Source organism: Curtobacterium sp. NPDC090217, assembly GCF_044746705.1.
Lineage (GTDB): Bacteria > Actinomycetota > Actinomycetes > Actinomycetales > Microbacteriaceae > Curtobacterium.
In genome coordinates, this window is the sequence record NZ_JBIVCR010000001.1 from 182,522 (window position 1) to 195,994 (window position 13,473).

Below are 13,473 nucleotides of genomic sequence, written 5' to 3' on the forward strand. Positions count from 1 at the left end.
GGGGGGCGCCGGGCCGCCGCCCGCGCGCCGGACCCGCACCGAGCCTCCCGTCCGCACCGCGCAGCGGCCCCGCCCCGGTACCCTGAACCGGTGACCGACCCGACGCCCGCGAGCACCCCCACGCACTGGACCCTCACGCTGGTCTGCGACGACCAGCCCGGGATCGTGCACGCCGTCTCCGGGGCCGTCGTGCAGGCGCAGGGCAACATCACCGAGTCGCAGCAGTTCTCCAGCCACGACACGAACACGTTCTTCATGCGCCTGCAGGTGATGGCGCCCGTCGACCGCGCGACCTTCGAGCAGGCACTCGCCCCGGTTGTCGAGCGGTACGGCATGCGCGTCCAGCTCGACGTCGTCGGCCGGCCGATGCGCACGCTCGTCCTCGTGTCGAAGGCCGGGCACTGCATGAACGACCTGCTCTACCGGCAGCGCGGCGGCCAGCTCCCGATCGACGTGCCGCTGGTGCTGTCGAACCACGCGGACCTGTCCGAGCTCGCGTCGTTCTACTCCGTCCCGTTCGAGCACCGTCCGGTCACCGACGCGGCCAGCAAGGAAGCGATGGAGCGCCGTATCCTCGAGGCGGTGGAGGAACACGACATCGAGCTCGTCGTCCTCGCGCGCTACATGCAGATCCTGTCGCCGGAGCTCTGCGCCGCACTCCAGGGCCGCGCCGTCAACATCCACCACTCGTTCCTGCCCGGCTTCAAGGGTGCGAACCCGTACCGGCAGGCACACGCCCGCGGCGTGAAACTGATCGGTGCGACGGCGCACTTCGTCACGAGCGACCTCGACGAGGGGCCGATCATCGAGCAGAACGTCGTCCGCGTCGACCACACGAAGGACCCGTCCGAGCTGGTGTCGATCGGCCAGGACGAGGAGTCCAGGACCCTCACCCAGGCGGTGCGCTGGATCGCGGAGGACCGCGTCCTGCTCGACGGCGCCCGCACGATCATCTTCAAGTAGGCACCATGAGCAACGCACCGCGCTCCCCCATGGACTGGGGCGACACGCCTGACCCGTCGGCGATCGGCAAGCCCCGACGCGAGTTCGACGCCTGGAAGGTGCTGCGGGTGGTCGTCTGCACCTTCGGTCTGCTCTCCCTGGCGTACTGGGGCTACATCGCGTGGCCGTTCCCGATGCCCGGGATCCTGTTCATGATCGGCGCGCCCGTCTTCGCGATCGTCGTCTGGTACCTGTTCCGGTCGCCACGGTCCCCGATCGAGACGGACGCGGTCGGCAAGACCATCGTCGAGGTGGCCCTGATCGTCGCGGCCGGGGGCTGCTGGATCTCGATCGGGCACCCGGTGGTGGGTCTGGTCTTCATCGTCGTGGCCGCGGTCTCCGGGATCGTCACGTTCCGGCGGGAGACGCGGTGAGCGGCGGGTCCGGCGCATCCGGCCTGGAGGCTCGGCGCACGCTGGTCCGCGCCCGTCACGTCGTCGACGTGTCCGGGTCCACCGCCGACGGCTGGGTCCTGGTCACCGGTGACACCGTCCACGCGGTCGGCTCCGGTCCCGAAGCACCTGCCGCGGACGAGGTCGTCGAGCTCGGCGACGCGATCCTGACCCCCGGGTTCATCGACCTGCACGGGCACGGTGGGGCGACGGAGTCCTACGAGGACGACTCGTTCGCCGAGTCGCTCGCGATGCACCGGTCCCACGGCACGACCCGATCGGTACTGTCACTCGTCGCGAACCCCGTCCCGGCCATCGCCGACTCGCTCGCACGGATCCGCACCGTGATGGACGCCGACCCGCTCGTGCTCGGTGTGCACCTGGAAGGGCCGTTCCTCTCCCCGCACAACAAGGGCGCCCACAACGAGTCGTTCCTGATCGACCCGACCCCGGCCGCGGTCGACGAGCTGCTGTCGGCCGGCGACGGTGTCGTCCGCCAGGTCACCATCGCACCCGAGCTGCCCGGCGCCCTCGACGCGGTCCGCACCTTCGTGTCCGGCGGCGTGGTCGTCGCGGTCGGGCACACCGTCGGCACGTTCGACCAGGCACGCGCCGCGTTCGACGCCGGCGCGACGGTGCTCACCCACGCGTGCAACGCGATGCCGGGCCTGCACCACCGCGCGCCGGGTCCGATCGGGGCCGCCGTGGCGGACGACCGTGTGACCCTCGAGCTCATCCTCGACGGCGTCCACGTGCACCCCGTCGTCGCGGAGACCCTGTTCCGCGCGGCCCCGGGGCGGGTCGCACTGATCACGGACGCGATGGGGGCCGCCGGCGCCGCGGACGGTTCCTACACGCTGGGATCCCTCGACGTGACCGTGACGGACGGTGTCGCCCACGTCGCCGGGACGGAGACCATCGCGGGGTCGACGCTCACGCAGGACGTCGCGCTGCGGAACGCCGTCACCCTCGCCGGGCAGCCGCTCCCCGCTGCCGTCGCGGCGCTGACGAGCGTGCCCGCCGCGGCGCTCGGGATCGGCGACCGCCTGGGCCGTCTCGCACCGGGGTTCGCCGCGGACCTCGTGGCGCTGTCGCCGTCGTTCGAGGTGCAGCGGGTGTGGGCCGACGGGCAGCCGGTAGACACGGCATAAGCGCAAAAAAGAAGCGGGGAGCGGCCCGAGATCGGGCGGCTCCCCAGCTTTAGCGTGTGGGTCCTGTGGACAAGCTTCATGGTACACGAATCGTCCGCAATGATGGCGTGGTGATCTCACCTCCATCCGTGTCCGACGAACCTGCGCTCTTCCGCGCACGACTCAGTGAGCTCGTCGATGACACTGCTCCTTGGCCCCGACGGGTATGGGGTGCAGGAGCCGTGCTCTCGCTTCGCGAACTGCACTCGGCCATCACTTGGGCGGGCCAGAAGGTGTTGTCACCAGCGACGGCAACATGGCTCGCGCGGGATGTCGAGGCGGACGTGGGGAGGGATCGTGGACTCGGCGATCGCGAGCTTCGAAAGCAGCTCACCGCGGGGCTCCGCGCGAAGCCGACGAGTGGTAATCATGCCCACCGCTCGCTCGCGCGACTCACAGACCTTGTCGATGAGACCTACCTTCTCCGCTGGGCGGATGCGGCGCGCTCCGACCAAACCCCGTCGATCGAGCGCATGAGCCGTGCGATTGCGACACATCTGCTCGATGCTGGATATCACATCGACTTTCTTCACGATTGGGTGAGCGCTCTCGGGGATGCTGACCCGGCGACCGTGGCCGAAGCCGCTCACGCGCTGGCTTCCGAGCCCGAGTACTCATGGTCGGTCTTCGTGCCGTTCGTCGCCATCCCAGCGATGGATGGCAATCGCGACAGCGCTCCAGGATGGATTTCGCCCGGGAAAGTAGCCGGATGGCTGGCAGCATCAAATGTCGAGAGCACGGTTCGCCACAACGGCGGATTCCTCTACGAGGTAAGTGCCCACGACCCGCACGGCGCGGTGGAGAGCGTCAGTGAGATCGTCGATCGCATGACTGCTCGCGCGCGGTACAGCCGCAAGCGTGTCGAGCTTGAGCCGGCTGGCGTCGCGATCGTGGCGGAGCACGGCGAACTCCCACTGCGAACGCGGCGCCGCCACGCCTGCGTCCTGTCTTTGTTGGCGGAGAAGCGTCTGTACGACGTCGGAAGCAACTCGCTCCTCGATGCCGCACTGGAGCTCGCAGCACCGCTCAACGACGGCCCAGCTGGACCGGCGATCTCGGGTGCCTGGGCAGCCATCGAGTCACTTCTCCTCTCGTCAGTCGACGAAAGCGAGGAGGGAAGAGGCGTCCTCGCCGCAGATCGAATGGCTGCACTCATCACTTGCTCTTGGCCTCGCGCGGAACTCACCGCCCTCTCCTACAAACACAGAGCCGACCCGGCGGACAGACTTGCTGTCCAGCTCCGGAACGCAGAACTCAATCGGGATCGCGCCCGGGCCGTCGCGGCCGCGATGCGCCGGGACAGCACACTGAGCCTCAGGCGAGGGAGAGACAAAGCGGCGGAGCACCGCCTCCTTGAACTGGTGCACAGGCCCCGACTGACCCTGCGTGAGATCGAGACGCACATGCAACGCGCAACTCGTCGTCTCTACCGTCACCGTAACCTCTTGATGCACGGAGGAGCGGTCGATGTCGTCAGTCTGCCGATGACACTCAGAACCGTGGCACCTCTCCTGGGGGCCGGCCTCGACCGAGTCACGCATGCGCACCTCACGACCGCTCTCGCACCGCTCGACCTCGCTGCCCGTGCGCGCACCAGCATAGATCTCGCCGGGAGCCCGGATGGACGCGACCTTGCCGACCTTCTGGAGTGAGACAGGCATCGAAACACGAAGCGGGTCACCGCCCGATCGGAACGGCGCCTGGAACGAGGGTCACACGCGATCGCGCACGGGCAGAGCGGAGTCCCGGCGCAGACGGACGACGCTCGCCAACGTCGACGCGGCCATCGCCACCAGGATGACCACGAGCGACACCCACGTCGGGATCTCCGGCGCCCAGGCGAAGCCGTCCCCGCCGTTGAGGAAGGGCAGCTCGTTGCCGTGCAGTGCGTGCAGCACGAGCTTCACGCCGATGAAGGCGAGGATGAACGCGATCCCGTACTTCAGGTAGACGAGCCGCTCGAGGAGTCCACCGAGCAGGAAGTACAGCTGCCGCAGGCCCATCAGGGCGAACACGTTCGCGGTGAACACGATGAACGCGCTCTCGGTGATGCCGAAGATCGCGGGGATCGAGTCGAGCGCGAAGAGCAGGTCGGTCGTGCCGATGGCGATCAGGACGACGAGCAGCGGTGTGAAGTGCCGGACGCCGTCCTTCGTGGTGCGGAACTTCATCCCGTCGAAGGTGTCGGTGAGGCGCACGCGTCGGCGCAGCAGCCGGACGACGAGGCCGTCCTTCTGGTCGTCGCCGTCCTCGTCCCGGAGCTGCTGGATCGCCGTCCAGATCAGCCAGGCGCCGAAGAGGTAGAAGATCCAGGAGAAGTCCTCGATCAGCTGGGCACCGACGAGGATGAAGACGCCTCGGAGCACCAGCGCGATGATGATCCCCAGCATGAGGACCTCTTGCTGGATCTGCTTCGGGACCGAGAACCGCGCCATGATGATGACGAAGACGAAGAGGTTGTCGATGCTGAGGCTGTACTCGGTCAGCCATCCGGCGACGAACTGCCCGGCGGGCTCCCCGCCCGCGAAGACGAACATCGCCACGGCGAAGACCAGCGCGAGCCCGACGTAGAGCCCGACCCAGATCGCCGACTCCTTGAGCGTCGGCACGTGCGGACGACGGGCGACGATGAGCAGGTCAGCGAGCAGGATCGCGACGAGGGCGATCATCGAGCCGACTTCGAACACGACAGGAAGTTCCGGCATGCCTCCAGTCTGAGGCACCGCTCAGCACATCGCGACCACGGTGCGAGGATGAGTCCCATGAGCGTCATGGTCTCCGTGTTCGATGCCAGCCGGTCCCGCACGAGCGAGAAGTACACCGCCTACCCGCCGGACGTGCTGCCGATGTTCGTCGCGGAGATGGACAGCATGCTCGCTGAACCCGTGCGGGACGCCCTCGTGGCCGCCGTCACCGCCGGGGACACCGGGTACGTCGGGCACGGCAGGGCCCTGCCCGAGGCGTTCGCGGACTTCGCAGGCGACCGCTGGGGATGGAAGGTGGACCCCGACATGGTCCGGACCACCACGGACGTGTCCGTCGCCGCGGTGGAGGTGCTCCGCCGGGTGATCGAGCCGGGCGACCAGGTCGTCATCATGCCGCCCGTGTACCCGCCGTTCTGGGAGTACGTCAGCGAAGCCGGCGGCTCCGTGACCGAGGTGCCGCTCATCGCGCCGGACGGCCACGCGGACCCGTTCGACACCACGGCCGGGTGGCGGATGGACCTCGACGGCGTCCGTCGTGCGTTCGCCGACGGCGCCCGGACGGTCCTGCTCTGCAACCCCCACAACCCGCTCGGACTCGTCCACGACCGCGCGTCGCTCGAGGCACTCGCGCAGCTCGCCGCGGAGTGGGACGCCGTGGTCGTCTCCGACGAGATCCACGCACCGCTCGTGCACGCCGACGCGACGTTCACCCCGTTCCTCGACTCCTGCCAGGAGGCAGCCGCGCTCGGCGTCGCGTTGACGAGCGCGAGCAAGGCGTGGAACCTCGCCGGGACCAAGTGCGCGCTGATGGTCGGCGCGTCGGACCGGGCACGCGGGTGGTTCGACGGGCTCCCGGGCGAGGTCGTCGAGCGCACGGGCATCCTCGGGTACACCGCGAGCGTCGCCGCCTTCCGCGAGGGCGGTCCGTGGCTCGCGTCGCTGCTCGCCGAACTCGCCGCGAACCGGCGGATCCTCGCCGAGGAGCTCGGGACCGCACTGCCGGGAGCAGTGCACCGGCAGCCGCAGGCGTCCTACCTGTCGTGGATCGACCTCGGGGCGCTGCCGTGGGGGGACGACCCCGCAGCCGCACTCGTCGACGAGGCGAAGGTGGCGCTCGCCAGCGGACCGGCGTTCGGGCGGCAGGGGCGCGGGTTCGCCCGGCTCAACTTCGGGTGTTCGGCGGAGACACTGCGCGAGGGACTCAGCCGACTGCACTCGGCGTATGCCGCCCGATCGGTGTGACGCCTACTCGAACAGCTGCCAGGACGGCTTGTTCGCGTACGTGTACTTGTAGTAGTCCGACAGCTGGAGTCCGGCGGCTGCTTCCTCGTCGACCACGACGGTCGCGTGCTCGTGGAGCTGCAGCGCACTGCCGGGCACGAAGGAGCTGAGCGGCCCTTCCACCGCGGCGGCGATCGCGTCGGCCTTCGCCGACCCCTGCGCCACGAGGACCAGCTGCTGCGCCTCGAGGATGGTGCCGAGCCCCTGCGTCATGCAGTGCGTCGGCACCTGGTCCAGACTGTCGAAGAACCGGGCATTGGCCGCACGCGTGGACGGCGCCAACGTCTTGATGCGGGTCCGCGACGCGAACGAGGACGTCGGCTCGTTGAAGCCGATGTGCCCGTTCGCCCCGATCCCGAGGATCTGCACGTCGATCCCCCCAGCAGCACGGATCGCGGCGTCGTACTCCTTCGCCGCGAACTCGATGTCCGCAGCACGACCGTCCGGCACCCGGACCCGCGACGGGTCGAAGCACAGCGGCGCCACCACGTCACGGGCGATGACGGACGCGTAGGACTCGGGGTGCTCCAGCGGGATCCCGACGTACTCGTCCAGGGCGAACCCGCGTGCCTCGGCGAAGGAGATCTCCCCCGCGTCCACGCGGCGCTGCAGGTCGGTGTAGATGCCCTGGGGGCTGGACCCGGTCGCGAGACCGATGACGGCTGACGGCTTCTTCGCCACGACCGAGGCGATCTTCGCCGCGGCGACGCGACCGACCTCAGCGGGCGTGGGCAGGATGATGATCTCCACGGGCACATCCTACTGGTCATGACCAGTCCGCGACAGGGCCGATCAGTCCTCCAGCGCCACGAGCTCCGGCGTCGACCCGAGCGCGCGGAGCGCACCGCGGAGCGACCACGCCGACACCGCCACGATCAGCACGGCGAGCACGAGCACGACGATCCCGGCCGACCCGGCGAACGCCTCGAGGGCGGCGAGCAGCACACCGACGCTGACCCCGAGCACGTGGACCAGGACGGTCGCGGGGAGCGCGGTCTGCTGCACCCGGGCGAACCGCACGAGTGCGCGGCGGTCGGCGGGCTCGACCGACGACGCGTGCCCGTCGGCGATCGCCTGCTGCACCCGTCCGAGCCGTTCCGGGTCGACGTCGGTCGGGGCGACCCGACGACGATCCGCCATCGTCCAGAGCACGAGTTCGACCGCGACGACGAGGTACGCCAGGAGCGCCGCGGTCCCGATCAGGACAGCGACCGAAGCCGGCGACGCGGACCCGCGGACGAGTCCGACGACGACCGCGACGACGAGCCCGACCACCACGAGACCGAGCGAGACGAACAACGCGATTCGCCGACCCGGGGTCACGGCGCGCACCACCCCGGCGAGCGCGAGTCGCCATCCTGCGGCCCAGACCCCGTGGTCCGCCCGCACCTCGAGCGCCCTGCTTGCGCGTGCCATGGTCCGAGCGTATCGACGCATCGGTAGCGTGGTCGCATGCCGACGCCCGACTTCGTCTTGTCCCTGCGCGAGAAGATCGGGAACGCCCCGCTCTGGCTGACCGGCGTGACGGCCGTCGTCACCCGCGGCGAGGGGGACGACCGCGAACTGCTCGTGGTCCGCCGGGCGGACAACGGCGCCCTGACCCCGGTGACCGGCATCGTCGACCCCGGTGAGGAGCCCGCGGTCGCGGTTGAGCGCGAGGTCCTCGAGGAAGCGGGCGTCGTCGCGGTCGCCGAACGCCTGGTGTGGGTGCAGACCCTGCCGGAGACGACCTACGCGAACGGGGACCGTGCGCAGTACATGGACCTCGTCTTCGCGTGCCGGTGGTCGTCCGGTGAGCCGTACCCGGCCGACGGCGAGAACACCGAGGCGTTCTGGGCCCCGGTCTCCGCGCTGCCGGCGATGTCCGAGAACATGCGGGAGCGTGTGCGGGTCGCCCTGGCGGGCGAACCGGAGGCGCGCTTCCAGCGCTGACCGGCACCGCATCGGACGGGAGGCTCGGGGCGGGCCCGCACCGAGCCTCCCGTCCGGCGGCGGTCGCCACCAGAGCCGCGGAAGCGACAGATCGTGCCCAGATTCCTGCGGCATTCTGTCGCTTTCGCGACCCTGGACCTGGCCCGGACCGCGGACAGTCAGGCGATCGGTGCGATCGCGACGGGTGCGCCGAGGAGGCGCACGGCGACGGCGTCGCCGGTCGCGTGGCGGTCGCCGACCTCGTGCTGGACCGTGACGACGGTGTCGTCGTCGAGGCGGACGGTGGTCCGTCGGATCGATCCGAGGAAGCTCGACGAGACCACGGTGCCGGTGACGCCGTCCGACGCGAACGCGATGTCCTCCGGCCGGACGTAGGCGAGCACCGGGCCGTCGGCGGCCGACTGGTCGAGCGCCGGCACGCGGAACCCGTACACGAAGACGTCTCCGCCGCGGAGGTCCCCGCGGAGCCGGTTCGACTGCCCGACGAAGTCCGCGGTGAACGCCGACGACGGCGAGCGGTAGAGCGCTTCGGGCGTGCCGATCTGCTCGATGCCGCCCGCGTTCATCACGGCGATCCGGTCGGAGACGGCGAGCGCTTCCTCTTGGTCGTGGGTGACGAACACCGTCGTGATGCCGAGGTCGGTCTGGATGCGTCGGATCTCGTCGCGCAACGACACCCGGACCTTTGCGTCGAGGGCGGACAGCGGCTCGTCGAGGAGCAGCACCCGCGGCCGGGTGACGAGCGCACGCGCGAGAGCCACACGCTGCTGCTGCCCGCCGGAGAGCTGGTGCGGGAAGCGGTCCGCGAAGTCCGCGAGGTGCACCATGTCGAGCGCGTCGACCACACGGGTCTTCCGTTCGCCCGTCGGCACGCGGCGCATCTCGAGGCCGAAGGCGACGTTCTGGCGCACCGTCATGTGCGGGAACAGCGAGTACTGCTGGAAGACCATCCCCATGTCGCGCTTGTTCGCCGGGGTGCTCGCGACGTCGGCGCCGTCGATGCGGATCGCGCCGGCGTCGATGCCCTCGAGTCCGGCGAGCGCGCGGAGCGCCGTCGTCTTGCCGCAGCCCGACGGGCCGAGGAGCGACAGGAACTCCCCCGGCTCGATGCGGAGCGACAGCCCCGCGAGGGCGAGGTGGGTGCCGTAGCGCTTCTCGACCGCCTCGAGCTCGACGACGGCGCCGGTCGCTCGGAGGGACGCGGGTGCAGCGGGGGCGATGGCGGTCATGCGGACTCCTTGGAGGTGCGGCGCGTGCCGATCCGGCCGATGGCGACGAGCAGCACGAACCCGAACACCAGGGCGCCGAGCGAGAAGACCGCCGCGACGTACGGGTCGGTCTGCTGCACGAGCACGAGCCCGGTCTGGAACGTCGTGCGGGAGAGGAACGATGCGAGCGTGTACTCGCCGAGGACGACGGTGATCGTCAGGAAGCACGCCGCGAGGATGCCGCGTCGGAGGTTCGGCAGGAGGACCCGCCAGGTCACCGTCCACCACGAGGCGCCGAGCGAGCGTGCGGCCTCGGACAGGGTGGTCATGTCGGTCGCGGTGATGGCGGCGGCGATCGGGCGGAACGCGAACGGCAGCGCGATGATCCCCACCGCGAACGCCAGGGTCCAGGCGCCGGAACCGAAGACCTGTGAGACGACCTGGTAGACGGGCACGAAGCCGACGACGAGGACCACCGCGGGGACCGTGATCGGCACGATGCAGACGAACTCCAGGATCCGGCGGAGCCTCGGGTACCGCAGCGCGGTGATGATCTGCGCGGGCAGGAGCACGAGCAGAACGATCGCCACGGTGATGAGCGCGATCACGAGCGAGGCGCCGAGGCCGTCGAACACCGGCTGGTAGGTCGCCCGGTTGACCGGGTCGGCGATGGCGGCGTAGTGCGCGCCGGTCAGGGCACCTGAGGGCCCCTGGCGGAAGGTGAACTGCACGAGCGCGGCGATCGGGACGGCGAAGACCACTCCGATCACGGCCAGGACGATCGCGGCGGTGACCCGGGACGGGGCGGCGCCGAAGCGTGCCGTGGTGCGCCGCGACCGGCGCTGGCCGGTCTGCGTGACGCGGGGCGAGCCTCCCGTCCTGGTCATCGCTGCCACCTGGATGCGCGACGCTGCAGGAGCGAGTACGCGCCCATCACGACCGCCATCACGACGACCATGCCGAACGCCAGCACGCCGGCGACGTTCTGCAGGCCGATGATCGTCTCGCTCGTGAGCTGGGCGCGGATCGTCAGCGGGACGATGCCGCCCTGCGAGATGAGCGCAGCGGCCGTGGCGAACGACGAGAAGCCGTTGGCGAAGAGCAGGAGCAGCGATCCCCAGAACGCCGGTGCGAGGACGGGCAGGGCGATCCGGCGCCAGTAGGTCCAGCGGCTCGCCCCGAGGGTCGCGGCGGCTTCGCCCCACTGGGTCTTCACGCCCTCGAACGCCGGCATGAAGGTCAGCACCATCAGCGGCACCTGGAAGTACACGTAGGGGAGCACGAGACCGGGGACCGTGTAGAGGAACGCACCGCCGGAGTTGATGTCCCAGTGGAACGTCGACGCCAGCCACGTCGTCACGAGACCCTGGGCGCCGATCGTGGCGATGAACGCGAAGGCGAGCATCACGCCGCCGAACTGCGCGAGGACGCTCGCGGCGGAGTCGATCATCGAGCGCACGATGCCGTCGGGGGCGAGCGACGACATCGCCCAGCAGACGATCGCACCGACGACCGCACCGACGATCGCGGAAACCGCGGAGAGCCCGAACGATGCGCCGAACGCCCGGAGCACGCTCGGGTCCGCGAACGCGGCGAGGTTCGCCGGCGTCGGGCGTCCGGTCGCGTCGAAGAACCCACTGCCGACCGCGATCACCGCGGGGACGGCGAGGAAGAGCACCACGTAGGCGGCGAACGGGGTGAGTCCGAGCCACGCGACGCCGCCGCGGCGCCGGACACGGGGTCCGGCACCGCGGCGGGTGGTGGCATCGGCGTGCTCGCTCGAGACGAGCGTCGCCGCGGGCGTGATGCTCGCGGCGGCCGGCGCGCCTGGTGCCGATGCGGTGGTCATGCTGGTCAGGAGCCCATCGTGGCGGACCACTTGGCGGCGAGGACCTTCGATGCCGCTGCGACCTGGTCGTCCGTCAGCTCGACGTAGTCCTTCGGCGCACCGCCGGCGGCGTCGAGGGCGTCCTGGTCGACCTTGCCCGACTTCTCGAGTGCGGCGAGCGTCGACGGGAAGGCACCGGCCTGCAGGTAGAGGTTCTGCACGTCGGCGCTTGCGATCCACTCCTGCCACAGGCGGGCTGCCGCGGGGTGCGGGGCGTCCTTGTTGATGGCTTGCGAGTAGTAGGAACCGAGCGCCTGGCCCTTCGGGACGACGGTCTTCCAGTTCTTGTTCCCACTCGTCCCCGCAGCAGGGCCCCACGCCAGGTTGTTGTACGACCACTGGACCACGACGGGGGTCTCCCCAGAGGCGACCGTGGCCTGCGTCGGCAGCACGTTCTGGAAGTTGCCGGCCTGCTTGAGCTTGCCGAAGTACTCGACGCCCTTGGTGATGTCGTCGGCCGAGCCGCCGTTCTCGAGCGCCGCCAGGTACACGGCGGACGCTGCCTGGTTCGCCTGCGTCGGGTCGCCCGAGATCGAGACCTTGCCCTTGTACTCGGAGCCGAGCAGGTCGTCCAGGTCCTCCGGGGCCGACTTGATCTTCGAGGAGTCGTAGCCGATCGACATGAGGCCCGTGTAGTCACGCGTCCACTTGCCGTCCGCGTCCTTCAGGTTCGTCGGGATGTCGCTCCAGTTCGCGACCTTGTAGTCCGTGAGCAGGTCGAGGTTCTGCTGCATGACGGCGTTGCCGAGGTCGAGCACGTCCGGTGCCGTCGACTGGCCCTTCTGCGACTTCACGGCGGCGACCTCGTCGGCGCTCGACCCGTTCGGGTTCGCGGAGTTGACCGTGATACCGTACTTCTTGGTGAAGCCGTCGATGATCTTGCCGTAGTTCGCCCACGACGGCGGCAGCGCGATGACGTTGAGCTGCCCCTCCGCCTTCGCTGCCTTGACGAGGGCGTCCATGCCGCCGGCGCTCTCGGCGCTCGTGGCGGTCTTCCAGTCGGCGTCGCCGCCGCTGCCGGTGGACGCGGAGCTCGTCGCGGAGCAGCCGGCGAGGGTGACGACTGCGGCTGCGGCCAGGGCGAGGCCGGCCAGGGTGCGCTTGTACTGCACGGAGAGGTGCCTTTCGGGTGGCGTTCGGTGTGACGTCGTGTGGTGCGCCGGCGTCGCGTTCGGTGCTGCGGCCGGCGCCTCGTTCGGTGTTGCGTTCGGTGTTGCGTTCGGTGTTGCGTTCGGTGTTGCGTTCGGGATGATCGTGGACGCGGCCGGTTTCGCGTTCGTGCTGCGACGGTGAACGGTGGCGGAACGTCGGGGAGCGGTTGTACGTTCTGCCTGTGGAGTTCACGACGACGGTGCTGCAGGCACGCAAGACGGCGACGGGCCTGCCCGTGCCGGCCGAGGTCATCGACGCGCTCGGCTCGGGGAAGCGCCCGCCGGTGGTGGTCACCCTGAACGGCGGGTACTCCTACCGGTCGACGGTGGGCGTGATGAACGAGCAGTTCCTCGTCCCGCTCTCGGCCGAACACCGCGCGGCATCCGGCCTCGCCGCGGGTGACACCGTCACCGTCTCGCTCGTGGTCGATGCACAACCCCGGACCGTGGACCTGCCGGAGGACCTGGCGGCGGCGCTGACCGAGGCGGGCGTCCGTGCGGCGTTCGACACGCTGTCGAACTCCCGGCAGCGGGCGCTCGTCGACCCGGTGGTGCAGGCGAAGGCACCGGAGACCCGACTCCGGCGCATCGAGAAGGCCGTGGAGTCACTGCGCGCCTGAGTGGTGCGTGCCGCGGGGGTGGATCAAATCGCGCGTAGGAGGCCGAATCGCGCGTAGGAGGCCCGATGTTTCGGCTCTCTACGCCCGATTCAGCTTTCTCCTAC

14 protein-coding genes are annotated in these 13,473 nt (G+C 70.0%); 7 read left to right on the forward strand and 7 right to left on the reverse strand.

What is annotated here, in order from left to right:
* Window positions 1-90: 90 nt before the first annotated feature.
* The 4 genes from purU (at window position 91) to ACIPJ2_RS00930 (ending at window position 4,236) form a co-directional block, all read left to right on the forward strand.
* Entirely contained in the window at window positions 91-963 is an 873-nt protein-coding gene (purU, locus tag ACIPJ2_RS00915) for a formyltetrahydrofolate deformylase (protein WP_402727171.1), read from the forward strand.
* Window positions 964-968: 5 nt separating this feature from the next.
* A complete protein-coding gene (locus tag ACIPJ2_RS00920) occupies window positions 969-1,376 on the forward strand; it encodes a YrdB family protein (RefSeq protein WP_281265910.1) in 408 nt (135 codons plus the stop codon).
* Window positions 1,373-2,545, forward strand: a complete 1,173-nt coding sequence (nagA, locus tag ACIPJ2_RS00925) for an N-acetylglucosamine-6-phosphate deacetylase (RefSeq protein ID WP_402727172.1) — start codon at window positions 1,373-1,375, stop codon at window positions 2,543-2,545. Before ACIPJ2_RS00920 ends, nagA begins: the two co-directional genes overlap by 4 nt.
* A 221-nt stretch (window positions 2,546-2,766) precedes the next feature.
* Window positions 2,767-4,236 carry an integrase gene (locus ACIPJ2_RS00930; RefSeq protein ID WP_402727173.1) on the forward strand — a complete coding sequence of 490 codons (1,470 nt, stop codon included), beginning with the start codon at window positions 2,767-2,769 and terminating at the stop codon, window positions 4,234-4,236.
* A gap of 60 nt (window positions 4,237-4,296) precedes the next feature.
* Here ACIPJ2_RS00930 and ACIPJ2_RS00935 read toward each other — a convergent pair whose 3' ends face one another.
* On the reverse strand, window positions 4,297-5,289 hold the full coding sequence (locus ACIPJ2_RS00935) for a TerC family protein (protein ID WP_402727174.1): 993 nt from the start codon (window positions 5,287-5,289) through the stop codon (window positions 4,297-4,299).
* Window positions 5,290-5,346: 57 nt separating this feature from the next.
* On the opposite strand from ACIPJ2_RS00935, the gene ACIPJ2_RS00940 reads away from it, so the two are divergent.
* Entirely contained in the window at window positions 5,347-6,531 is a 1,185-nt protein-coding gene (locus ACIPJ2_RS00940; protein ID WP_402727175.1) for a MalY/PatB family protein, read from the forward strand.
* A 3-nt stretch (window positions 6,532-6,534) separates the two neighbouring features.
* Here the strand turns inward: ACIPJ2_RS00940 and nagB are convergent, their stop codons facing one another.
* Both nagB and ACIPJ2_RS00950 read right to left on the reverse strand, forming a co-directional pair.
* Window positions 6,535-7,320: a glucosamine-6-phosphate deaminase gene (nagB, locus tag ACIPJ2_RS00945; RefSeq protein ID WP_402727176.1), complete on the reverse strand. Its 786-nt coding sequence runs from the start codon at window positions 7,318-7,320 to the stop codon at window positions 6,535-6,537.
* A 42-nt stretch (window positions 7,321-7,362) separates the two neighbouring features.
* On the reverse strand, window positions 7,363-7,986 hold the full coding sequence (locus ACIPJ2_RS00950; protein ID WP_402727177.1) for a hypothetical protein: 624 nt from the start codon (window positions 7,984-7,986) through the stop codon (window positions 7,363-7,365).
* Between the two features lie 36 nt (window positions 7,987-8,022).
* On the opposite strand from ACIPJ2_RS00950, the gene ACIPJ2_RS00955 reads away from it, so the two are divergent.
* Window positions 8,023-8,502, forward strand: a complete 480-nt coding sequence (locus tag ACIPJ2_RS00955; RefSeq protein WP_402727178.1) for an NUDIX hydrolase — start codon at window positions 8,023-8,025, stop codon at window positions 8,500-8,502.
* 158 nt (window positions 8,503-8,660) lie between these two features.
* Here ACIPJ2_RS00955 and ACIPJ2_RS00960 read toward each other — a convergent pair whose 3' ends face one another.
* From ACIPJ2_RS00960 to ACIPJ2_RS00975, 4 genes are read right to left on the reverse strand one after another with little or no spacing between them, the layout of a single operon-like run.
* A complete protein-coding gene (locus ACIPJ2_RS00960; RefSeq protein WP_402727179.1) occupies window positions 8,661-9,731 on the reverse strand; it encodes an ABC transporter ATP-binding protein in 1,071 nt (356 codons plus the stop codon).
* Window positions 9,728-10,597, reverse strand: coding sequence for an ABC transporter permease (locus ACIPJ2_RS00965; protein ID WP_402727180.1), 870 nt, complete (start codon window positions 10,595-10,597; stop codon window positions 9,728-9,730). The genes ACIPJ2_RS00960 and ACIPJ2_RS00965 overlap by 4 nt, the downstream gene beginning before the upstream one ends.
* A complete protein-coding gene (locus tag ACIPJ2_RS00970; RefSeq protein ID WP_402727181.1) occupies window positions 10,594-11,559 on the reverse strand; it encodes an ABC transporter permease in 966 nt (321 codons plus the stop codon). The genes ACIPJ2_RS00965 and ACIPJ2_RS00970 overlap by 4 nt, the downstream gene beginning before the upstream one ends.
* Window positions 11,560-11,564: 5 nt before the next feature.
* Entirely contained in the window at window positions 11,565-12,710 is a 1,146-nt protein-coding gene (locus tag ACIPJ2_RS00975) for an ABC transporter substrate-binding protein (protein WP_402727182.1), read from the reverse strand.
* Window positions 12,711-12,931: 221 nt separating this feature from the next.
* On the opposite strand from ACIPJ2_RS00975, the gene ACIPJ2_RS00980 reads away from it, so the two are divergent.
* Window positions 12,932-13,369, forward strand: a complete 438-nt coding sequence (locus tag ACIPJ2_RS00980) for a YdeI/OmpD-associated family protein (RefSeq protein WP_402727183.1) — start codon at window positions 12,932-12,934, stop codon at window positions 13,367-13,369.
* The last annotated feature ends 104 nt before the right edge of the window (window positions 13,370-13,473 follow it).

What these genes read in the sequence shown, in the direction of transcription:
- ACIPJ2_RS00920 (WP_281265910.1), top strand. Translation starts at nt 969, where the DNA reads ATGAGCAACGCACCGCGCTCCCCCATGGACTGGGGCGACACGCCTGAC.
- ACIPJ2_RS00935 (WP_402727174.1), bottom strand. Translation starts at nt 5,289, where the DNA reads ATGCCGGAACTTCCTGTCGTGTTCGAAGTCGGCTCGATGATCGCCCTC.
- ACIPJ2_RS00940 (WP_402727175.1), top strand. Translation starts at nt 5,347, where the DNA reads ATGAGCGTCATGGTCTCCGTGTTCGATGCCAGCCGGTCCCGCACGAGC.
- ACIPJ2_RS00950 (WP_402727177.1), bottom strand. Translation starts at nt 7,986, where the DNA reads ATGGCACGCGCAAGCAGGGCGCTCGAGGTGCGGGCGGACCACGGGGTC.
- ACIPJ2_RS00955 (WP_402727178.1), top strand. Translation starts at nt 8,023, where the DNA reads ATGCCGACGCCCGACTTCGTCTTGTCCCTGCGCGAGAAGATCGGGAAC.
- ACIPJ2_RS00960 (WP_402727179.1), bottom strand. Translation starts at nt 9,731, where the DNA reads ATGACCGCCATCGCCCCCGCTGCACCCGCGTCCCTCCGAGCGACCGGC.
- ACIPJ2_RS00965 (WP_402727180.1), bottom strand. Translation starts at nt 10,597, where the DNA reads ATGACCAGGACGGGAGGCTCGCCCCGCGTCACGCAGACCGGCCAGCGC.
- ACIPJ2_RS00970 (WP_402727181.1), bottom strand. Translation starts at nt 11,559, where the DNA reads ATGACCACCGCATCGGCACCAGGCGCGCCGGCCGCCGCGAGCATCACG.